General features: G+C 45.6%; 20 protein-coding genes and 1 riboswitch. Of the genes, 17 read left to right on the top strand and 3 right to left on the bottom strand.

What is annotated here, in order from left to right; translation table 11 throughout:
* Positions 1–36: 36 nt before the first annotated feature.
* The 4 genes from AB1K89_RS14075 to AB1K89_RS14060 all read left to right on the top strand — a co-directional run bounded on the left by AB1K89_RS14075 (position 37) and on the right by AB1K89_RS14060 (position 3,979).
* Positions 37–699, top strand: a complete 663-nt coding sequence (locus AB1K89_RS14075; protein ID WP_413055350.1) for a reverse transcriptase-like protein — start codon at positions 37–39, stop codon at positions 697–699.
* An 88-nt stretch (positions 700–787) separates the two neighbouring features.
* On the top strand, positions 788–1,474 hold the full coding sequence (locus AB1K89_RS14070) for a hypothetical protein (protein WP_413055349.1): 687 nt from the start codon (positions 788–790) through the stop codon (positions 1,472–1,474).
* A gap of 572 nt (positions 1,475–2,046) precedes the next feature.
* Positions 2,047–3,102, top strand: a complete 1,056-nt coding sequence (locus AB1K89_RS14065; RefSeq protein ID WP_413055348.1) for an LLM class flavin-dependent oxidoreductase — start codon at positions 2,047–2,049, stop codon at positions 3,100–3,102.
* A 31-nt stretch (positions 3,103–3,133) separates the two neighbouring features.
* Positions 3,134–3,979, top strand: coding sequence for an MBL fold metallo-hydrolase (locus AB1K89_RS14060; protein WP_413055347.1), 846 nt, complete (start codon positions 3,134–3,136; stop codon positions 3,977–3,979).
* 177 nt (positions 3,980–4,156) lie between these two features.
* Here AB1K89_RS14060 and AB1K89_RS14055 read toward each other — a convergent pair whose 3' ends face one another.
* Entirely contained in the window at positions 4,157–4,486 is a 330-nt protein-coding gene (locus AB1K89_RS14055; protein WP_413055346.1) for a DUF3889 domain-containing protein, read from the bottom strand.
* Between the two features lie 117 nt (positions 4,487–4,603).
* On the opposite strand from AB1K89_RS14055, the gene AB1K89_RS14050 reads away from it, so the two are divergent.
* The 4 genes from AB1K89_RS14050 (at position 4,604) to AB1K89_RS14035 (ending at position 7,974) form a co-directional block, all read left to right on the top strand.
* Complete coding sequence (locus AB1K89_RS14050; RefSeq protein ID WP_413055345.1) at positions 4,604–5,170, top strand: ATP-binding protein; 567 nt, start codon at positions 4,604–4,606, stop codon at positions 5,168–5,170.
* Between the two features lie 105 nt (positions 5,171–5,275).
* Positions 5,276–6,205 (top strand): polysaccharide deacetylase family protein, encoded by a 930-nt coding sequence (locus AB1K89_RS14045; RefSeq protein WP_413055344.1) that lies wholly within the window; start codon positions 5,276–5,278, stop codon positions 6,203–6,205.
* Positions 6,206–6,304: 99 nt separating this feature from the next.
* Entirely contained in the window at positions 6,305–6,796 is a 492-nt protein-coding gene (locus tag AB1K89_RS14040; RefSeq protein ID WP_413055343.1) for a hypothetical protein, read from the top strand.
* Between the two features lie 179 nt (positions 6,797–6,975).
* Positions 6,976–7,974, top strand: a complete 999-nt coding sequence (locus AB1K89_RS14035) for a YecA family protein (protein ID WP_413055342.1) — start codon at positions 6,976–6,978, stop codon at positions 7,972–7,974.
* Positions 7,975–8,097: 123 nt separating this feature from the next.
* On the opposite strand, the gene AB1K89_RS14030 is transcribed toward AB1K89_RS14035, so the two are convergent.
* Complete coding sequence (locus AB1K89_RS14030; RefSeq protein WP_413055341.1) at positions 8,098–8,271, bottom strand: hypothetical protein; 174 nt, start codon at positions 8,269–8,271, stop codon at positions 8,098–8,100.
* A gap of 303 nt (positions 8,272–8,574) precedes the next feature.
* Between AB1K89_RS14030 and AB1K89_RS14025 the strand changes: the two genes are divergently transcribed.
* The 9 genes from AB1K89_RS14025 to rsgA all read left to right on the top strand — a co-directional run bounded on the left by AB1K89_RS14025 (position 8,575) and on the right by rsgA (position 17,379).
* Positions 8,575–9,057, top strand: a complete 483-nt coding sequence (locus tag AB1K89_RS14025; RefSeq protein WP_413055340.1) for an NUDIX hydrolase — start codon at positions 8,575–8,577, stop codon at positions 9,055–9,057.
* Positions 9,058–9,332: 275 nt separating this feature from the next.
* Positions 9,333–9,439: riboswitch (TPP riboswitch) on the top strand.
* Between the two features lie 77 nt (positions 9,440–9,516).
* Entirely contained in the window at positions 9,517–10,098 is a 582-nt protein-coding gene (locus AB1K89_RS14020) for a YkoF family thiamine/hydroxymethylpyrimidine-binding protein (protein ID WP_413055339.1), read from the top strand.
* A gap of 1 nt (position 10,099) precedes the next feature.
* Positions 10,100–10,681, top strand: coding sequence for an ECF transporter S component (locus AB1K89_RS14015; protein ID WP_413055338.1), 582 nt, complete (start codon positions 10,100–10,102; stop codon positions 10,679–10,681).
* Positions 10,674–12,044: an ABC transporter ATP-binding protein gene (locus AB1K89_RS14010; RefSeq protein WP_413055337.1), complete on the top strand. Its 1,371-nt coding sequence runs from the start codon at positions 10,674–10,676 to the stop codon at positions 12,042–12,044. The genes AB1K89_RS14015 and AB1K89_RS14010 overlap by 8 nt, the downstream gene beginning before the upstream one ends.
* Complete coding sequence (locus AB1K89_RS14005; protein WP_413055336.1) at positions 12,025–12,780, top strand: energy-coupling factor transporter transmembrane component T family protein; 756 nt, start codon at positions 12,025–12,027, stop codon at positions 12,778–12,780. The genes AB1K89_RS14010 and AB1K89_RS14005 overlap by 20 nt, the downstream gene beginning before the upstream one ends.
* 113 nt (positions 12,781–12,893) lie before the next feature.
* Positions 12,894–14,216 (top strand): Zn-dependent hydrolase, encoded by a 1,323-nt coding sequence (locus AB1K89_RS14000; protein ID WP_413055335.1) that lies wholly within the window; start codon positions 12,894–12,896, stop codon positions 14,214–14,216.
* On the top strand, positions 14,209–15,282 hold the full coding sequence (locus AB1K89_RS13995; RefSeq protein WP_413055334.1) for a metallophosphoesterase: 1,074 nt from the start codon (positions 14,209–14,211) through the stop codon (positions 15,280–15,282). Before AB1K89_RS14000 ends, AB1K89_RS13995 begins: the two co-directional genes overlap by 8 nt.
* Positions 15,283–15,487: 205 nt before the next feature.
* Positions 15,488–16,093 carry a VanZ family protein gene (locus AB1K89_RS13990; protein WP_413055333.1) on the top strand — a complete coding sequence of 202 codons (606 nt, stop codon included), beginning with the start codon at positions 15,488–15,490 and terminating at the stop codon, positions 16,091–16,093.
* A 206-nt stretch (positions 16,094–16,299) separates the two neighbouring features.
* Positions 16,300–17,379, top strand: coding sequence for a ribosome small subunit-dependent GTPase A (rsgA, locus tag AB1K89_RS13985; RefSeq protein WP_413055415.1), 1,080 nt, complete (start codon positions 16,300–16,302; stop codon positions 17,377–17,379).
* 81 nt (positions 17,380–17,460) lie between these two features.
* On the opposite strand, the gene AB1K89_RS13980 is transcribed toward rsgA, so the two are convergent.
* Positions 17,461–21,945, bottom strand: a complete 4,485-nt coding sequence (locus tag AB1K89_RS13980) for a S8 family serine peptidase (protein WP_413055332.1) — start codon at positions 21,943–21,945, stop codon at positions 17,461–17,463.
* Positions 21,946–22,203: the final 258 nt, after the last annotated feature.

The following is a 22,203-nucleotide window of genomic DNA, read 5'->3' as shown; positions in this document are numbered from 1 at the left end:
AATGCCGCAACAACGATTACAACGGGAGGTGGAGCCATGAACGTCACAGTGGAATGGATTTATAAATCACCGAAGGGACTGGAAACAACCTTCCGTTCCGATGAAATGCCGGCTGAACAAGCTATCCGGATTGCGGAGGATTTAGAGAGGATGGGTCGTGCTAAACAAGTGCTGTTCCTTGACCGATTCGATAGCTCGTGGACGGTTAAGGAAATGAAGGGCTACTTGAAAGGGATCGAAACGGAACCGCATAATATAACGGTTTATTTTGATGGAGGATTCGACCTGACAACGAAGGCAGCCGGTTTAGGCTGTGTCATTTATTATGATCAAAACGGGAATTCGCATCGCCTAAGGAGAAACGCAGCCGTAAAAGAGCTCATCTCAAATAACGAGGCTGAATATGCAGCTCTACATTTTTGCTTGCAGGAGTTGGAGCTGTTGAATGTACATGACCTTCCAGTCCGTATTATCGGAGACTCCAGGGTCGTCATTAATCATTTAAGCGAGGAATGGCCGGTCATCGAAGAGAACCTGTTCAGTTGGGCGGACAGAATCGAATCGAAAATGAAAGAGCTTGGCATTCGGCCGGAATATGAGTTAGTATCGCGCAAAAAGAATACCGAAGCAGATCGGCTTGCTGCCCAGGCATTGAATGGCATTGACATTTCGGCGACAATTGAAGTAGCGAATGAATAATACGCATTGTCCTGTAAGCAACAGTTACGGGACAATGCGTATTTTAGTGAAAATACAGGGAATCTTAACGATAAAAGGCGGATTTTCAATGAAAAGACGATTCATTGTTCTAATCACTATTTGTACGGCTTTCCCTTTATTTCAGAAGGATGTTCATGCAGTTGATCGAGTGGTCGTCAATAGCATTCAAACCGACAGATGGTATGATAATGTTTATTTGATGGCTGATAGGATTAACTGGATGACATTTCGCAATTTCACCATTCAGATCGGTGATAGAGATGGGAGTCTTTTTCATTTTCCGTCATGGGAAAGCGGTAAGTATGATACCTATCTTTTCCGAGAGGATTTAAATAACGATAATTTCAAGGATATTATCATTGTGTTGGACAGTTACCGAGATCCCATTCATGTACTGCAACACGATGGATCTTCAGATTATAAAGAAGTTACAGTTGAACCGGCGGCTGTCGCGATTAAACGATTAGTAAAGATGGAAAAAAAGGCCGACATCGTGACACTTGCAACAAAACAAAAAGTGTATAACATAAACGTCAAACCATTTCACTATACTACCGTCAAACCTTCCTCAACGGATGTATGGATTGATGGAGACCAAGTGGATTATTCAGTTGAGGGAAATAAAATTGTTGCGGATGTGCCCGTATTCATTACCATAGGAGGTTTAATTGGGGACTTGAAACTGTCTTACGATTGGACCGACAACGGGTATGAGGTAACATCAGTGAGTTTTAAACGCTATATTCCAAAGTGAATGAGGGAGCTTGGAAGCAAAAAAAGTCCCCAATTGGGAACAAAGGCATTTCAAATTATTTTCTTCACGAATAACGGTTAACTATGATCAATTGCATTTTTTACAATTCTTGCACTCCGATTTGTCGGCACCACATTTTTTGCATTTAGCCACTCACTCACTCCTTTACCTGGATAAATTCCATCTATTCCACTTTATTCTGTTAGGCATGGCATTATGCTTATCACAACTTGGATATTTGAAATCTTTAGTTCAAATAAAAAGCTGACAGACCCCTCAGAGGTTCGTCAGCTTTTCATCATGCATTCAACGTCATTGAAACTGAGCCCCAAATTGTGTCGGTGCCTGTGCAAGACACATTTATGACAATTCATCAAATTGAATAAAAACTCATTATAAAATTGATCGGAACCTTGTGTGATCTGTGTCCTGTATTTCTATTATGCAATGGTGGTGTATAGTCAGAATAGTGTGATGCACAGGCACCGAAAAAGAGCTTCCAAACGGCTGTTGCGTTAAAGTTGGTATACAATAGATGCAATAGCGATTGTTCATATTAGGAGGAAATGACAATGGAAATAGGTATAACAACGTTCGTGGAAACGACGCCGGATGTGGAAACGGGTAAAGTCGTAAGCCACGCGGAGCGGATCCGTGAAGTGGTGGAAGAAATCGTCTTGGCGGATAAAGTCGGATTGGATGTATTCGGAGTAGGGGAGCATCATCGCGAAGATTTTGCCTGCTCGGCGCCTACAGTTCTACTTGCTGCAGCGGCCGCACGGACAAGCCGGATTAAACTGACGAGTGCCGTCTCCGTTTTGTCCTCCGATGACCCGGTACGTCTCTACCAGCAATTTGCGACGGTCGACGCCATTTCAGACGGCCGCGCGGAAATTATGGCGGGCAGGGGATCATTCATCGAATCATTTCCTCTATTTGGCTACGATCTTCAGGATTATAATGAATTATTTGATGAGAAGCTGGAATTATTATTGAAGATAAATGAATCCGAAAAGGTCACATGGAATGGGAAACATCGGCCCTCCATTCCGAATTTAGGCGTGTATCCACGACCTGAACAAGACCGTTTGCCGATATGGATTGCGAGCGGAGGAACCCCGCAGTCCGCTGTGCGTGCCGGCGTTCTCGGGCTGCCTCTTGTTCTTGCAATCATTGGCGGCAGTCCGTTGCAGTTTGCGCCGATCGTGGAGTTATATAAACGAGCGGCTGAGAGGGCGGGGCATGACGTATCGAAGCTGAAGATTGCATCCCATTCCCATGGCTTCGTCGGGGAGACGACTGCGATCGCAAAGGATAAATTCTTCCCACCAACTGCACAAGTGATGAATGTGTTAGGAAAAGAACGTGGGTGGGGACCTTACACACGCGACACATTCGAGGCTGCAAGCAGCTTGGAAGGTGCCATGTATGTAGGAGACGCGGCAACAGTCGCAGAAAAGATCATCTATCTCCGTAAAAATGTCGGAGTTGAACGGTTCATGCTCCATGTTCCTGTCGGATCCATGCCGCATGAGGACGTCATGAAGGCGATTGAATTGCTAGGGACAGAAGTGGCGCCAATCGTCAAAGCTGAAATTGAACGATGGGAAAAAGAAAACACGCAATAATAGAAACTGCAATGAAGTTAGGAGAAAAACAATGCAAAAACTAACGAAAATATCCGACCGCCTTTATTACTTACCACCTGTTCAAGAAACGGACCGCCCGATATTAGGGGCGGTCGTCGGAGAAGAAAAGACGCTGCTTATTGACGCGGGGAACTCGTCGCAGCACGCCAAGCTGTTTTTACAGCAGCTCGGAGAAATCGGGATTGAAGCGGATCTGCTCGCCCTCACTCATTGGCATTGGGACCATGTCTTCGGCATGCGTGAAATTGCCGTGCCGAGTATTTCGTGTAAGGAGACATACGGCAAAATCAAAGAAATGCAACCCCTCTCCTGGGAAGACAAAGACTTGGATCAACGGGTGGAAGAAGGAACGGAAATCCCATTTTGTGCGGACGCAATGAAGAAAGAATTCGGGTATGAACGGAACATCCAAATTCAGCTTCCGACATTGACATTCGAAGATCGGATGACAGTGCATTTAGGCAGCTTAACTTGTGAAATCGAACACGTCGGCGGCGACCACTCAAGTGATTCTTGCGTCGTCTTCATCCCCGAGGAAAAGGCTCTGTTTGTAGGAGACTGCCTCTATGCGAATCTGTATGCGGAAAAGTGGAATTACACCGTAGAAAAAATGCTGAAGCTCATTCACCGATTGGAACAATACGATGCGGATATTTACTTCCTCTCCCATCATCCAGGCCCTTTAACGGAAGACGCCTTCCATTCATTTTTGCAGCTGCTGAAAAACGCAGCCTTGCTCACGCAAAAACATGCAGGAGACGAAAACGCCATCCACCAAGAAATGTCCGACAACCTACAACGTGACTTGAACGAAGAAGAACTCGAAGCAATCGGCTACTTCATCAACGGCTGGTAATTGTCGGAATTGTGCCGGTGCCTGTGCACGGCACATTTATGACTATTCATTAATTTGGATATTTATGACGAAATATTGTACTGAAACATTATTAAATCCAGGTTATTATTATTACGTTATACAATTGTAGTGAATAGGCGGAATTGTTTGCTGCACAGGCACCGCCTTTCACGGCTTTTATCGATCGGTTTCCTGGAAGTCGATTTTGATTAGTTCGCTCGTTCTTGTATTAAATGTGATGTTGACGAAGACGCCAAATTCGTGGCGGTCGTCTTTTAACCATAGCTTGAACTTTTCAATTGTTGTATCGTCTTTTATTTCGCTCCCGATATGCAAGTAGTCGATAATATTTGCATCGGGGTATTTTTGTTTTGTCTCCTTTACCGCAAGCACTCCCCATTTGGCGTAAGACGGAACTTCTACTTGTGCGGGTATGGTGATGGGGATTTGGGTTATTGCTGTGTAAACGGACATCAAAAGTCCAAGTGCCATAACGATATTTTTCATTGGTTTACAACTCCTTTTTTTCAGGATTGGTGCCAGTAGGATGAGTAATTTGGTTGGATTCATTCTGTTCGTTCGAGAATAATTCATTCGCAGATTGTAAGGATAGGAGATGTGACGATGAAGAGGTTAGTGATTATTACAGTTGGTAAGACACATAGCGGAAAAACTTCATTTGCGAGGGCTTTGGAGCAGAAGCTCGAGAACTCTATAGTGATGGATCAAGATAATCATGGGGCATTCATCAACACGTACTATAAAAACTTGCAACCGAAGACAGGGCCGAATACGCTTAAGCATGCTATTTCCCAGCTAATCGTCGATTACGCGAAAGAACATAGTGACTGTCATCTGATCTTATGTAATTCAAATCGGAGTCGGAAAGGTCGAGCGTATTTACTTGAACAGTTGTTTCCTGAGAATGAATTTATTCGCATCCTCGTCCACTTTGATTTGCCGGACCGTGTTCTTCAAGCTCGTGTTTCGAACAGTCAACGGAATACGAATATATTCAGAAGCTCATCCAATTTTGAACAGGTGCTCAATCGGCAAAATACAGACTCACTGAAGGAAGATGTAGCGGATCCAGTTGAGGGAGAAGCAAATCATTTATTCGTAATCAACGATAGCAGTGAAGTGGAAAGTGTTATTGAGACGATCATCATGATCGAAAAAGATGTGCTCTAGTCATTGGCAAAGTATAGTTCCATGGTGAAGGGGAATCGTAAAGCCAACATAATCAAATGGAGGACTTGCGATGACATTCGGTAATTGCCTGGGGAAATGCGTACCATGAAGTATTTATTGCTCGTTGGGACGTTCTTAGTAACGTTAGTAGGCTTTACAATTCCAAGCACTGCTATGTTCCATGACTCGACTATGAAAAGCTCTGTGAAAAATGAAGCGCTTTATCAAGAGATCAATTCTTACAGTGAGCAGCATGAAGTCAAGCCGATTGATGCGAAGGTGGACACGGTATGGAAGGCGATGCCCGGGTACAATGGGTTGCGTGTCGATGTTAAAGCGAGTTATGAAAAGATGAAGAAGGCAGGGAAGTTTGACGAAACGAAGCTCGTCTTTGAGGAAGTGCCGCCCGCAGTTCATTTGGACGACTTGGAGCCTCAGCCAATCTTTAGGGGGAATCCGGAGAAGCCGATGGTCTCCTTAAATATCAATGTCGCGTGGGGGAATGAATTTATTCCTCCCATTCTAAAAATCTTGGATGAGCATCAAGTAAAAGCCACATTTTTCTTTGATGGCAGTTGGGTGAAAAAGAATCCGGATCTGGCATTGATGATTCACAAAAATGGCCATGAAATCGGCAATCACGCGTACAGTCACCCCGACTTGCAGAAACGTTCCAGGGCCGAGACGATGGAGGAAATCTCAAAAACGAATGATGTCATCGAGGAAACGATCGGATTCAAGCCGAAGTGGTTTGCCCCGCCGAGCGGAAGTTTCAATCAGCAAACTGTCGATGTCGCCGACGAACTCGACATGAAAACGATCTTATGGACGGTTGATACGGTCGATTGGAGAAAGCCCGAACCTACCGAAATGGTGAGGCGTGTCGTCTCAAAAGTGGAAAACGGCTCAATGATCCTCATGCACCCTACCGAACCAGTCGCTCGAGGGCTGGGGGCAATGATAACTGAAATAAAAGCGAAAGGCCTTCAGCTCGGGACGGTCAGTGAATTGATGAGTGAGAAACGGATTGATTGAAAAGTGTCACAGAAACTGAAATGTCCGCTTTAAGCCATCACTTTGTAATGAAGATGCATACTATGTATCGAACGTTCTAATCGTGATGGAGGTATGCTATTGACGAACTTTCTATCTGCTAGCGGCAGAGTGACAAGGATCGATGACTTTTCGATTATGCAAAACGATCCGCAATCAGGTTGCTACAAATTATTTTCACTGATGGGCAACGATGGTTCAATTGTGAATTTTGTTGTCGAGCCTACAACTTACTTTGTGGAGCATGTCAAGGTGAAGGTCGGAGATTTTGTAACAGGATTTTTTGATGCAGACGCGCCAGTACCGTTAATTTACCCTCCGCAATATCGGGCAATTGTGATGGCGAGGGATAATGCAGATTACTTTGTGAAAGTGAGTTTCTTTAACAGCCAATTAATAAGCAGTGACGGCAATTTGAAATTGAATCTATCGAGGCAAACAGAAATCGTTCTCGAAAACGGGCAAGAATTTAATGGCAATCCCGCAAACCGAAATCTGGTCGTCATCTACGGTGCTTCGACGAGAAGCATTCCGGCGCAGACGACACCTTATGAGATTGTCGTGCTTTGTTAAATTTAAGTGAAAAGAGTCAACCGCTCAGGCGATTGGCTCTTTTCATTTTCAAGATAATCAATCTCCGATGGCCAAAAGGTCCAGTTCATAAGTCAAAACAAGAAATTGGAACCGTTTCGAAAAGGCCATATAAATGGTAAAATGGAAGAGTTGTAAATTATTTAAGGGAAGTGTTGTAAATGATTGGACGTAATGATCCATGTCCTTGTGGCAGTGGTAAGAAATATAAGAAATGCTGTCAGTCGAAACAGGCTGTTTCTGTCGAGGCTGTTCAAATGGAAGAATTGGAAGGATTACTGCAAACATTTTATGATGTGTATCCGGAGCGGAAGGACATTCCGGACTACTTGGAACTGGCGAATGAATGGAAACGTTCATTGAATACATATTTGCCTGAAGAAGAGATGATTGAAGCTATTGTGTTGGATGAATTCTTTTTCCATCATCGACCGGACATTTGGACTGGATACTTGGACAAACAGAAGAAAAAGCTGTTGCGTCCTTCCGTATTGCGAGTCATCGACACATGGCGGCGACCCCAAGCTATCATCGGGGAAGTGATTGACGTTGAAGATGGCTACATTACGGTGAAATCGATTTTTAACGGCGAAGTGATTCGGTTACGACGGGAAAGTGAGAAGCCGGTTCCAGTAGGTGTACACTTATTCTGCTTCATGCTGCCTGACGGTACAGGAGAGGAAAGTCAGTATTTGGCCGTTTCAAGTCTCATCTTTTTCCCGACAGATCATGGAGAAGTGATCAAGGAATTTGCAAATCAATTTACATCGGGTGAAGAGCAAGATATCAGTGCGTTCTTAAAGGAGAACGCGATGAATTTCTGGATGTTGCTCGGTCAAAACGGCTATCAAGGCGGGGAGTTTACTGAATTTGAGGCAACCGTTTTGCTCGATGTCATGGCTTTTCTCGAACAACATGACCGTACTGCAACAAAATTATTGGAAATCGTTGAAGACTTTTTAGTGGAACAGCAACCGAATGCCCGTAAAGAAACAGCGATTGCAGCTGGAGCGATCCGATTTGGTCAAGAGCATTCGTTTTTCGAGCCGCTTTCTATGACATTGAAAGAAATCGCTGAATGGTTCGATGTTTCGCCATCATCGATGAATAAGTATTATAAGGAACTGGATGCTTACTGCCTCTCGAAGGCTTCCGAGTAATCCTACATGGAAACCACCTACAGCTGTGAATAGCGGTAGGTGGTTTCTGTAGTAGCAACAGGTAAGCCTATACCCAACTTGAATTCATGCATACCATAGTATGAATGATAATTGAAGGAGGTATTAGACTTGAGAAACCCAGAACATAATCACATGGATGAAAGGCATCGGCATGAACATCGGCATGAGCACCATCACTATTTTCATACGGGAAATATGAGTCACCATATGGGACATATGCATAGTCATCACCATATGGGCGTCCAACCTGTAACGTTCTATCCAGTCAGTTTTCACCCGGTTCACCACCACATGGGGCATCATCACCACCACATGGGACACCAACACCACAATATGGGACATCACCACCACAACATGGGACACCAACATTTCCATGGAGGATTCAATAGGTTTTAATTAAGTGCGGGCACACTGTAGGCAATTATAAGTAAGGCAAGCATCCCTCGACTGTTCCGGTCTGAGGGTTTTTCCATGATGTAATTAGTTTAACTATTTTGAATGAAAGCTTTTATTGATATGATAAGATTGTTATTAGTAAAGGCATTACGAGAATGATTCATAGAAAAGGGGATGGGGAGAATGGCAATGCCGACACATATTGTAGCATGCGGGGCGCTCGTGGAAGATGATCAAGGGAACTTACTAATCGTAAAAACGCATCACGGCGGATGGGTGTTTCCAGGCGGACAAGTCGAAGTGGGGGAAAATTTGATGGATGGCGTCATCAGGGAAGTGAAAGAGGAAAGTGGCATCGATGTGGAAGTGTCCCACCTCATTGGTGTGTATACAAATTCAGCTATTTATAAATGGTATGACGGAGTGACGGACGTTCCGACGAAGGTGATGTTCGACTTTGCGTGCAAGCCGGTCGGCGGTGAGCTATGCACGTCAGAAGAGACTTCGGATTGCAAGTGGGTTCCTAAGGAAGAAGTGCTTGAATATATTACGCAGCCTGCGATACGGGCCCGCATTGAAGAGTATTTCAAGTTTGACGGGAATGTGGAGTACCAAGAATATGTCACACATCCGGAATTTGAAGTGAAATTGAGCAGGAAGGTGTAACTAGAACAAAAGCGAAACCGGCCGGCTAATGCAGTTATGCTTGAATAAATTGCTTTATGCGTATCTGCAGCGATTTATGAGCAAATAATTACGTTTATGCGTGCTTCTGGATTTATGCGTAAGTATTCGTGTTTATGCGTGAATAAACAACTTTATGCGTATCTGCAATAAAGTACCCTTACCCTACAGACGAAAGTACGAGTTTGCCAGATTTCATTTACAATAAAAAATTCTTCGTCTATACTAATGGCAACATAAAAGACAACTACATACCGTTTCTGCACTAGGGGTGCCCAATATTGGCTGAGATGCGAGCAATGGCTCCGATCCCTTATGACCCGATCAGGATAATACCTGCGTGGGGAAGTGTAGTGGCTTTCCGATTGTTTCATATTGGAGAAGTGCTACATCTTCCGGGATGTAGTTTTTTTATGGAATTTTTTCGGGAGGTCGAAGGAAATGGAATGTGGATTAAGCCCAATCGTCGGATTTCGTTTTTCGTTACATCCGATGGCAGATGATTTTGTAAGTGTGATTAAAGGAGCGTTGGAACAAACGGATACGTCAAATGTATTGATGCATACGGATGATGTGTCTACTGTCATTCGGGGCAAGCAGGTCCATGTCTTTAACGTGGCGAAGGCGATTACATTGCATGCTGCGAAAACGGGTAAGCATATTGCGTTATCCGGTACGTTTTCGGCAGGATGCCCGGGTGATACGGCGGGCGATGCGTATTTGGATAAAGGCGAGAAGATCGCGAATACGGATGAGACGAAGCAATACGTCTCCTCTCAATTTGCACTCTATCCGATGAATAATCCGGCATATATGGACATTATTTATCGCGAAGTGGACCGGGCGAAGGAGCAAGGCGTGTTCAATGAATCAATGCATTATGCGAGCGGCATCCATGGGGATATCCATGATGTGTTTGCATTTTATGAAGAATCGTTTAGCAATGCGCGTTCAGAAGAGCATAAGCATCTCGTCATGACGGTTTCGATGAGTATCAACAGTCCGTCGCACGGAGGACTGTAAGATGTTGAAGTCATGGAAGTTGAAAGAAGTTGTTCTCATGTCGTTGTTTTCGGTCGTGTTCGGGATTGTCTATTTGCTGTTTCTGCATGTCGGGAATATATGGTCGGGGTTCATTGGTCCGATCGCTTATGAATGGATGTTCGGTATTTGGTTCATCGTGTCGATCATTTGCATGTACATTATCCGAAAACCTGGCGCGGCGCTCATCTCTGAAACGATTGCCGCTGCCGTCGAAGTTCTTTTAGGGAATGCGGTCGGTCCGCGTTTAATACTTGCGGGTATTATACAAGGATTAGGCGCTGAAGCGGCTTTCGCTGCAACGCGCTATCGGCGGTTTGATTTATGGGTGTTAATGTTGGCGGGGGTAGGCTCCTCGGTATTCAGTTTCATCTATGGCTACTTCTTAGGCGGATTCGCGGTGTTCAGCACAGGCTATGTAATGCTCATGCTTGGCATCCGGATCGTCAGCGGAGCGGTCATTGCAGGCATTGGCGGTAAAATGGTCGTCGATGGATTGCTCGCTACAGGCTCGCTCCGTGGATATGCGATTACGCGTACGAAGAAAGGTGAGGCCCGTGCCTGAAGTGATCCGGTTCGATAACGTAAGTTTTCGCTATCCTGATGATGAGGAATGGATTTTGGAAGAACTATCATTGTCAATCAATCGTGGGGAGAGAGTCGTCATTACGGGGCCGAGCGGAAGCGGCAAGACGACATTGCTTTATTTATGCAACCGGCTATATCCGGAAAACTGCGATGGCATCGTAAAGGGCACCGTTTCATTATTCAATAAAGAAAGCCAGTCCTATTCACCTGGAGAAGTGAATCACCGGATTGCGACGGTTTTTCAGGATCCGGATGCACAATTTTGTATGCAGACTGTCGAAGAGGAGCTTGCCTTTACGCTTGAAAATTTAAATGTGGACCGGGAAGAAATGGATGGACGAATTCAAGATGTGTTGGAGCTGACGGGCTTGAGCAATTTCCGTCATTCCATCATCCAACAGCTGTCCGGCGGGGAGAAGCAGCGGATTGCAACAGCGTGTGCATTGATCATGGAGCCGGAAGTACTTCTCCTCGATGAACCGATCTCCCATTTGGATCCGTATACTGCGAAGCAGTTCATCGATTGGCTGGATGAGCTGCAAGAGAAACGGTCTCTGACAATCTTGGCGATTGAACATCGTCTCGATTTATGGGGCGACTTTTTCGATCGTGAAATTCAGTTGGAGGAAATAAATGAAGCGGAACAGATAACGAAAAGACATAGCAGCAAACAAGAACTTCAGTCATTGGAAGTGGCTGAAGTCGGCACAGAGTTATTTCTAAAAGACGTTTCCTTCACATTGAACCGGGGGGAAGTGGCGATTGTTGCCGGACCGAACGGAAGTGGCAAATCGACTTTGCTGAAAGCATTATGCAAATTGATTCCTGCGAATGGAACAGTGCGGCCTTCTAATTTAGGGTATGTCCCCCAATCACCGGAATTTTTATTCGTAACGAAGACAGTTCGGGATGAAGTTGCATTCGGCGGCGGTGAAAATGAAGAAGAATTGCTTGGCCGATTGCATTTGGCGTCGGTCTCGGCTGCACATCCTTTTGCCGTGAGCCATGGGCAAAAGAGGCGAGTGGCAATCGCTTCGATGCTTTGCGACGGCCGGGAAATCATCTTGATGGATGAGCCGACATCCGGGCAAGACGCCGCAGCGATGGCTGAGCTGTTCAAATTGATTGACGAACGGGCAAGGGAAGGAACGACCTTTTTAATCGTCACCCATGATATGGAGTTTGCGTATCATGTGGCGGATTCGATTTTAGTAATGAAAGATGGAGCTTTGACCGGGAAGTTTGATGCCGACCAAGTATGGCGGGACGAAGAGTTACTAGCAACCCATCATTTACTTCAACCGAAAGGATGGGTGCAACATGAGCTCTGCTTTGCATAAGATGAACCCTTCTGCAAAGTTCATTGTCGTCACGGTTTGCATGTTGACGATGGCGTTCTTTTTCAACCCGTGGACGCCGTTGCTCATGTGGGTCGGTGTACTTGTCATTCAGCTGTTGTTCAGCCGGATTGATTGGAAAATGTGGATTCTGATCATGATTCCGTTTTTCGTCATGGCTTTCGGATACTTTTGGACGACGCTAGTATTTGCGGAAGACAAGTCAGGGCCAGTCGTCCTGTCCATTTGGTCAATCAATATTACGGAAGTCCAGTTGAACCATGCGTTGTCTCTCAGTTTTCGAGTCCTTGCGTTCTCCGGCTTGTCGTTGTTATTCGCACTGACGACAAACCCAGTATCATTCATCTTAAGCTTAATGCAGCAAATGAAGTTGTCACCGAAAATCGCGTACAGCATTTTGGTCGGGTATCAGTTCCTGCCAGTCCTGAAGGATGAGTTTGTCCAAATCCAGCAAGCCCATCGGTTAAGAGGCGCAGTCCAAGAGAAACATGCACTTCTTCGATTGCTCCATATGCGGAAAATCCTTCTGCCGATGCTTGCGGGTGCTGTCCGGAAAGCGGAAAGAGCTGCATTCGCGATGGAAGCGAGGGGATTTACGGGTGACAAAAGGGAAAGCTTCTACAAAGTCATACGTGTCGGGAAGGTGGACGGGTATATGGTTAGCCTTTTCATGCTGCTACTTGTTCTAAGTTGTACGAGTGTATTGTATATCAATTAATTTCTCAAAGTCCCACTTGGATGTTCAAGTGGGATTTTATGATGTAAGGCGAAATAAGTGTGTGATATAGTTAGAGAATATGAAGGATTCTGAAATAGAGGAGGCGAAAGGTAATGAAAGAACAAAAGAATATTTATACAAAACTAATCGAAAGTTATGATGAATCCTTATCTGCGGGAGGCATCAATGGAAGAAGAATTGCCGAGCGATTAAGCGAATTATCCAGCATAGGTCAAACAGCAGAAGGTGGCATAAATCGTCCAGGGTTTTCAGCCGAGGAAAAAGAGGCAAAGCAATTGGTGAAAGGCTGGATGGAACAGGCGGGTTTACTAGTTAGAGAAGATGGGGCAGGAAATGTATTCGGTAGGATGGCAGGAACGACTGACGGGAAGTCGATTTTATCAGGATCTCATGTTGACAGTGTCCCAAATGGCGGAAATTTTGACGGACCACTTGGTGTAATTGTTGCATTGGAAGTGGCGGAAGCATGGAAAGCGACAGGGGTTCAACCGATAAAGCCGTTTGAAGTTGTTATTTTCTCGGATGAGGAAGGTTCGCGATTTGGCACGGGATTGACGGGAAGCCATGCTGTCCTAGGCCGTTTGAATAGGGAAGATGCAGTTTTATTGAAGGATAGTGAAGGGAAATCTTTCGAAACGGTCATTCAAGAATACGGGAGTACATTAGACGCTGTATGGGAAGCGAAGCGGGATATGAGTGAAGTGGAATTGTTCGTTGAAGTTCACATCGAGCAAGGCAAGAAACTGGAAAGAAGTGACCTTCCCATTGGTGTTGTAAAAGGAATCGCAGGACCTGCATCGGTAGCCTTCACGTTCGAAGGGGAAGCGGGGCATGCAGGAAACACTCCGATGGATGACCGTAAGGATGCCGTCTTGGCAGCTGGTGAATTTATTCGCACAGTTGCTACGTTGCCAATTCAATTCAGTGACACGGCTGTAGCGACCATTGGAAAAATGAATGTATTTCCGAATGGCACGAATGTCATTGCTCAAAAGGTTGAGTTGACCGCGGATGTACGCGATATCCATGAAGAGAAACGCGATGCATTAATAGAAGCGATAATAAAGGCCGCGGAAGACGCAGGCGCAGTACATAATGTAGACGTCCTTTACCAACGGATGCTAGCTGTTGAACCATTGCTGATCGACGAAACACTCAAAACAAGTTTGAAGGACTCCATTACGAAGTTCGGGATTAAACCGATGGAATTGATAAGTGGGGCGGGGCATGATGCAATGGTCATCGGAAGGAAAGTCCCTGCAGCCATGCTGTTCGTCCGCAGTAAAAAAGGAATTAGCCATAATCCGGAAGAATGGACGGACTTGAACGACTGTGTAGTAGCTGCACATGTATTGAAGGATTTTATTGAAAAACAAATGGATCATGCCTCAAAAGGGGATTCGCTCCATGATTGAAGTAAGGAAATTAAAGCTAGATGAAAATAAACGAATGATCATTACGTCAGATATTCATGCAAATCTTCCGCTGTTTCAGCAATTACTCGAGAAAGTGAATTATACGACAGAAGATTACTTATTCATCAACGGCGACCTTTGTGAAAAAGGGCCGGACAGCCTGTCGACGGTAGCGTTTGCGAGAAAGTTGAGCGCTGAATCTGATCGGGTTTTCATTACGAAAGGGAATTGCGATGTCGTCTATGATTATGTATTCAATAATGTCGAGGGCATTAAAAACTATATGCGGCAGCGGAAGAATTCCATTTTGAATGAAATGCTCGACCTTCATGGGAAGACTCTTGACGAATTCTCGACGCTTAAGGAGCTTGGGGAATTTTATAAGAGTCATTTCGGTGACGTGCTTGGCTGGCTGGACCGTCTGCCGATCGCCTATGAAACAAAAGACTTCATCATCATTCATGCGGGGGTTGAGGATATTCCTGATTGGAGGGAGACGAGCCGTGAATATGCTTTATATGCTCAGGCGTTTTACGAGAAAGGGCATCAGGCGGATAAAACGGTCATCGTCGGGCATTGGCCAGTCGTCAATTATCGGGCGAAAACTGTCAGCTCGAACTGTCCAATAATGGATTGGGAGAAAAGAGTGATCGCTTTGGACGGTGGCAATCAAATCAAAATGGACGGCCAGTTGAATGCATTGATCATTGATGGGCAAGACATCACCTATACATATGTGGATGAATTGAAAGAAAAAGAGATCGGATGTAGTCATGTGGATGAAACGAAACGTGTCGGAACGGTCACCTACCCGAACTATGGATTACGCATAGTTCAAGAAGACGATTTTTTTACGTTGTGCGAGAATGTGAATCTCGGCATTGAACAGTGGATAAAAAATGAGTTCATTCATGAGGGTAATTGTAAAAACGACTTAAGCACGACGTTTTTATCTGTTGAAAAAGGAGAAACCGTCTCTATCGTTGATGATCGACACGAAGGATATACATTAGTGAAGTCAGGCATTGGGGCAGTAGGGTGGATACCGAAGGGTTGCTTGTTGTAATCTGAAAAGCTTCGAAGGCAGGCGCCTGTCGAGGCTTTTATTATGGGTCAATAGTCACGAAATAACGATATAGTTGTGAAATTGACCGATAACTCATCTCGAATGATCGATAACTTTCCACGGTTGAAAAAATATCGATTGGAACATCGCCATTAATGAAAACGTCAAGCTCTATTAGAAGAAATCGGTGTCAAAAGGAGGAGCTATGTGGTTAATTAGTACATACGTCGTCGAGATGCTAGCATATATGATTTTTGCGCTCCCATTCTATGTGATTGTGCGAACTGTCATCGTCAAAAGAAGAAAACTGCCCGTTAACAAATTGCATGAAGTGCTGCTTGCCTTATTCATTCTATACTTAGCCGGGCTCGCCTCCCAGACGATTATTCCGAAGTGGAATATGGGTGTCGACGGAAGTACAGGAAAGTTCTTTTTTGATGTTTATTTTTTTGATCGTCTATCGAGCGTCAATATCATTCCATTCCGAACGATCATGAATTACTTTCAAGCGAATGAGCATGTGAGCGGTTGGAGCAGCGTTTCGCTTGTGAATCTACTTGGCAATCTGTTCGTTTTTTCTCCGATAGGATTCTTCATTCCACTCTTGTGGAAAAGGATGCGTTCGTTCGGTAAAATCGCATTCATCGGTTTAGGAGTAACTTGCTTCATTGAAAGCACCCAGTATTTCATTGGCCGCAGTGTGGATATTGACGATATCATTTTGAATACAATCGGTGTAATTTTCGGTTATGGCGTCTATCTCGTCTGGAAAGTGTTTGCTAGGCATGAAAAAATTGTTGACCGCGAATAATCGTTTTGTTATGATAAATACAACTTTCAGAAAGCGGGTGATGTTTTATGGCGAAAATCAATATGGCTATTGCACAATTGATCGGCACCATAATTTCACCTGCCATGCCTTCGTAATAGGCATGTCTATTCTGTTATGCGCGTGAAAGCATGGTGTCCGATCCGGAACCATGCTTTTTTATATGCATAATAGGAGGAATAACATTGATTAATTTGAACGAATACGGATGGAATCAATTTCATCAACATAATTTGGAAACGATTATGGAAGAACTAAAAGCGGACAATTGCGTTCCAGGACGTGTGACGCTTGAACATAAAAGAATGTATCGAATTATGACTGCGGAAGGGGAATGGCTATCCGTCTGTTCGGGCGCTTTTCAACATGCAGCCTTTGAACGAAGGGATTATCCTGCTGTCGGCGATTGGGTGGCCGTTGAAAAAATGCCTGGGGAAGAGCGCGGCATCATCCACGCCATCTTGCCGAGGACATCACTATTTTCTAGGAAATCGGCGGGATCAACAATTTCGGAACAGATTATTGCAGTGAATGTTGATATCGTTTTTCTCGTCATGTCAATGAACGATGATTTCAACGCAAGACGATTGGAACGTTATCTCGTAGCCGCCTATGATTCCGGAGCGATGCCGGTTGTCGTCCTGACGAAAATGGATGTAAGCGATGATCCGGATCATTATTTGGAAATGGCAAAGGCTGTCGCATTCGGCACTGATGTTTTCCCGGTGAGCAATACAACCGGGGAAGGGATTGAACAGATTACGGATATGCTGAAAAACGGCAAGACGGCTGCATTACTAGGCTCTTCAGGCGTCGGTAAATCATCGCTAGTCAATTCGATTTGCGGTGAAGGGAAGATGGCGGTGCAAGGCATTCGCGAAGATGACGCAAAAGGAAGACATACGACGACCCACCGGGAACTCATCAAAATTCCGACAGGGGGAGTGCTCATCGACACGCCGGGAATGAGGGAATTCCAATTGTGGAATGAAAGCGAAAGCCTCGATGCTGGATTCAAAGATATTGAGGAAATTTCAATTGCTTGCAAATTCGGTGATTGCCGGCATGAAAGCGAACCAGGCTGTGCAATCCGAAATGCGCTCGAAACCGGAGAGTTGTCAGCAGAACGTTATGGTAACTACGTAAAGCTCCAGAAGGAAATCGCCTTCCTCGACCGAAAAATGGACCGCCAAGCGCAAGCCGCCGAACGGGACAAATGGAAGAAGATAACGAAAGGAATGCGGAAGCATCCTTCGAAGAAAAAATGACCTACCACACTAGCGGAAGATAATAAAAACGGGCTGCGGCTTTCATCGACCAAACGATGGGTCCGCAGCCCGTTTCACATCTTATTCTGCGCCGATCTGCTCGGCTGCTTCTCCTGCTTCAACTATTTCTTCAACTGTCGCCTCATCAGTTCCTTCAGCCCCGTCCACTTCATTCACTTGGCCGAGATTGATGAACAGTTTTCCGTCCGCAAGCTTCCTTCTTTCATTTCCAAACCCATCGACAACTTTCACTTCGACGCGTGCACCATCAGCCGTGACGCCTAACGGAACTGTCCAGTAGCCGACGTAATGGCCTGGAGATACTTCGCTCATCGGCAATTCAGTCGCATTAGTCACTTCTTTGTCGCCGAGATTCGTCAGCGGCATGTGGATGACGTAAGTTGCTCTTAATCCCGGTTCGCTGTCGAATTCGAATTTAACGGACTTCCCAGTTACTAAATGGACATCCTCTTTTGGTATTAAATTCGTAATTTCTGGTGCTGTATATTTTGCGGTAACGGAAACAGTTTGAGTCGTTTCATTCCCCGCAGCATCTGTAGCGATTACAGTAATGGAATTCACACCATCATCCAATAGGATTCGTTTGGAGTAAGTGCCATTTTCGGAAACGGCGGCTTGTTGGCCATTCACTGTCACCGATTTGAGATGGGCATCCACAACTGTACCTTCCACCGTGACAGTTTCACGGTTTGTCGTTTCTCCGTTTTTCGGGTTCGTTATCGTCAATTCTGGTTTCATCGTATCCAATGTCACTGTCACAGGGTTTGAAGTACCTGTCTTGCGACCATCTAATAGAGAAACGGCGGTAAATTCATTATCCCCCTCTGTCAGAACTGTTTGGAATGAAAACTTTCCATCATTCCCGATGACAACGGAATCCACTTCTTCACCATTGTTTTGTAAAGAAATTGTCGTTGTCGGTGTAGCAGTACCTTCAATGACAATGTTCTTTTCATTTGTAACGGTGCCGTTTTCAGGGGAAGTGATCGTCGGTTCAAACACTTCGAAGCTGACGCGTGCCCGAATCATATAGTTCCCTTCAGCGGCAGGTGCAGGTGACCAAGAGCCGACGAACTGGTAACTTCTTTTCGCATTCGGTCCATTCTCATCCGTTGCGAGTCCTGGCGCATACGGATTTGCTGCCGTTTGGATGTACACCATGTAGAAGTCGCCGTTCACGACGATATTGTGCTCTGTCAAATCAACGACAGTCCAGTCGCCATTCCGTTTCGCCTGTGCATCGATCGGTCCTGCGATTTTTTGTCCTGGAGCTCCGTCAGCGCCCGTCGCATCCCAAACTTCCACTGCAAAAGCGGTTCCGCCCGGTACAGGCCATTCAGTATCCCAGAAACGGAAGACGCCTTCTGTGACAATGCCAGTATCATTACCTTCCGGAAGAGACATTTTGACGCCCCAACCGTTGCCAGCATCGTAAAATGCACGTGCGTTTTCTGCAGTTCCATCATCGTAACCGATTTCACCGCCAGGATATGTGAAGAACGGTTCAAGCACGAAGTCATGCGTTGTTTGCCCACCGATAGTGATGGTTGCCTCTTGACCGTGATAACCGCGCGCCACGACTTTTAGCGTATAATCTCCTTCATACGCAGTGATGGCAAAATTCCCTGATGCGTCCGATTGGACTGGAGAGATGTTCGCATCTTCCATTAGGAGCAATGTTGCGCCTGCAATCGGCTCACCTGTAGATTGGTCTGTCACAGTCCCGCTAATTGTCGCCTGAGGCATTTCCTCCAATGTGAAATTGGCCTTGGTCGTTGCATCCGCATTGATTGTCACCGTTTGCGCCTTCGATTGGTAACCGTATGCTTCTGCTTTCGCTGTGAACGTTCCTGCCCCGTGTGTCAGTGAATACGATCCGTCTGCTGGATTTGTATAGACGGACCTGTTCGTTTCGAGAATGTTCACTTGTGCGCCTAATGGAAGAAGGACAGGGGAGGCCTTGCCTTCCTCGATAGGCGGAGCCGGTTCTTCTATTGGCATGACAGGCTTGATTGTTTTAGGGTCGATTGGCGTTTCAAGTGCATCTTTTCCTTTTTCGATAATGATGCCTGGATTTTTTTCTTTGCCAGGCTTTAAGACGTTAGGTGTATTTTGCTCATTTGTTTTAAATAAGTTGTTTTTAGGAGTGGACGAGATTTCACTGGTCCGGGATTGACCGCTCAACGCGACATCATCGATATACCAGCCCTCTCTTACTACGCTTCCATCGGAAAACGCATTGAAACCGATGTAGACACGTTGGCCGCTATAAGCGGACAGGTCCACTTCCGCATCGATCCAACCATTCGAAGCGCCTTGTATCATGAGCAATTGCGTCCAGTTCTCCATATCCGTGGAAATGAACACATGTCCATAATCCCAAGCTCTTCCCGAAATGGACTGCTCGAAATTATGCCATTGCTTGAACTGCAAATAAGAATTGCCTTCAGGTAAGTCGACCGGAGGCATGACGAGCGTCGCATTCATATTGCTCTCATACATTCCGGATAAATTTGTGGCGTACACATTCACGCCTGAAGCCGCGTTGCCAGGACCGGATGTCGGTTTGCCCCATTCCCAGCTGTTTTTATTCCCGAAGGAAGTCCAACCAACCGGTGTCTGTTCGAAATTCTCGAAATAGCCGACAGTGACTCCAGGTTTGACAAGTACCGTGTATTCTTCGCTCGATACTTCATTGTTTCCGAAGTCATTGATCACCCATTTATAAGTGAATGCCTCTCCGGAAATTTCGTCACCGGGAACAGTGACACCGAACTCCCCGGATAGATAGTCGCCAGACTTTCTCTCGGCGTTAATTGAGCTCCATTGACCTTCCGAATTTACATACTGAAGTGTCACGGAGGAAATGCTTATATTATCCGTCACGTTGATGCGTAGATCCAAATCCATTCCCGCGTACGTTTCCGTCGGTGCAGAGTGCTCGAATGAAGGCGGTTCGTTATCATCGCCTTGTTTCGTCACTTGGCCTTCGAGCTTTCCAAGACCGCTCGCGATCGATGAAACAGCTGCATACGCATCGACTAGTCCGTGTCCATACCCGTGGTTAGGTGATGTCGGATACACATTATCCGTTAACGGCGTCGCCGTAGTGAGCAGGACTTGTTCCATTTCCTCGACAGAAATTGTAGTGTTCACTTGCCGGAGCAAGGCAGCAACGCCTGAAACAGCAGGACCAGCCATAGATGTTCCATTCCAGCCGCCTTCATAACCGTTTCCAGGAACAGAGGAGCGTATGTTGACGCCTGGCGCTGAAATATCTGGTTTTGTTAGACCATATGGTGAAGGTCCTCGAAGTGAGAAACTTGCCACTTTATTATTGATATCTGTCGCGCCTGTAGCAAAGGATTCCGGATAGTTCGCAGGTGCTGCGACCGATCCAGGACCTCCGGGATTCGAAAGGGTCGTGTTGCCAGCGGAGAATTCAGGGAAGATTTCCGCGGCGCGCCAGTTTCTGACGACATCACGATACCATTCATCGAGACCTGCGCCGCCGCCCCAAGAGTTATTGACGACGTCGGGAGCCAAGTCAACCCGTGCATTTCCATTTGCATCAGTTGGAGCAAGAATCCATTGCGCAGCGGCCAATAAATCACGATCTGTTCCACCGCTTGCAGTGAATGCCTTAACTGCTATCCATTTTGCACCCGGAGCGACTCCAATCTTGTTATTCCCGTTCGGTTCGCTTCCGACCATCGTGCCGGTTACATGTGTACCGTGTCCATGGTCGTCGTAAGGGGTTGTCCGTCCCGCAGTCGCATCAAACCAGTTGTAGTTATGGCTCACTTCGCCTGTTACCGAGTTGTAGCCACGGTATTTCTGTTTCAATGCAGGATGATCCCATTGCGCGCCTGTATCGATGCTTGCAACGACAGTGCCCGACCCATCGATCCCCATGTCCCAAGCTTGTGGCGCATTGACACGCTCAACATTCCATTCGACATTCGCCAGTTGCAATTTCGGGGCTTCAGCGTTTTCAACTACTGTTGTTTGCAATTGACGCGTTTCATTTGGCAGGACCTTTTCGACTTCCGCGAATGTCCCGATTGCTTGCGCGACTTCTTTCGTCGCCGTCACAGCCATGCCGTTGACGATAAAGTAGGAGGTGATATCTTTCGCTTTGCCGGCTTTCACTTGCTGTTCGAGATACTGCATGACATTTTGCTGCGATTCAAGGGAAGTCAATCGCAATTCGGAGACGACAGCCGATCTAGTCAGCATTACTGATTGCTTTCCGGAAAGGTTTGCCTGGCTTGCCTGTTGCTTTGCCGTAGCCGCGACTTGCTCCGTGTCCGCCTTTTCCTTGAATTTAATTAGAAAGGTGACCATGCTTTCATCTTTAAAACTTTCGAGCAATCGATTGCTGAGTTTCTCTTTGGCTATTTCATTCGAATCTCGCAACGAGTTATGCAGCTGTTTGTTCATTCCCGTGCTTGCCGCCATTGCAGGTGTCATTAATGAAAACACCATCAGGATTGTTGCTGCAATGCTGAAGTATCTCATCCGTCTACGCTTCCTCAATTCCATTCCTCCTTTTTTGTTTTAGCCATTTCCTTATACCGACCAACAAAAAAACACCCTTCGCCCCCTTTCTCAATCGTTAAGGTTCTCTGGTGTCGGATTCTCCGTATCTGGCTGTCTAGTAATATTATACAATTATTAAATTTGAATTAAATACTAAACCATCTGATTAGTTAATAAATAATGATAAGTAACTAACTTGGTCACATTGGAATAGGGAATTTCATCACGGTTAAGTATTGATCGAAAAAAGTCAAATAGTTA

Origin of the sequence: Sporosarcina pasadenensis (genome assembly GCF_047228845.1) — a bacterium.
In the GTDB taxonomy this organism is placed as follows: domain Bacteria; phylum Bacillota; class Bacilli; order Bacillales_A; family Planococcaceae; genus Sporosarcina.
This window is presented reverse-complemented; position numbering and strand designations above follow the sequence as displayed.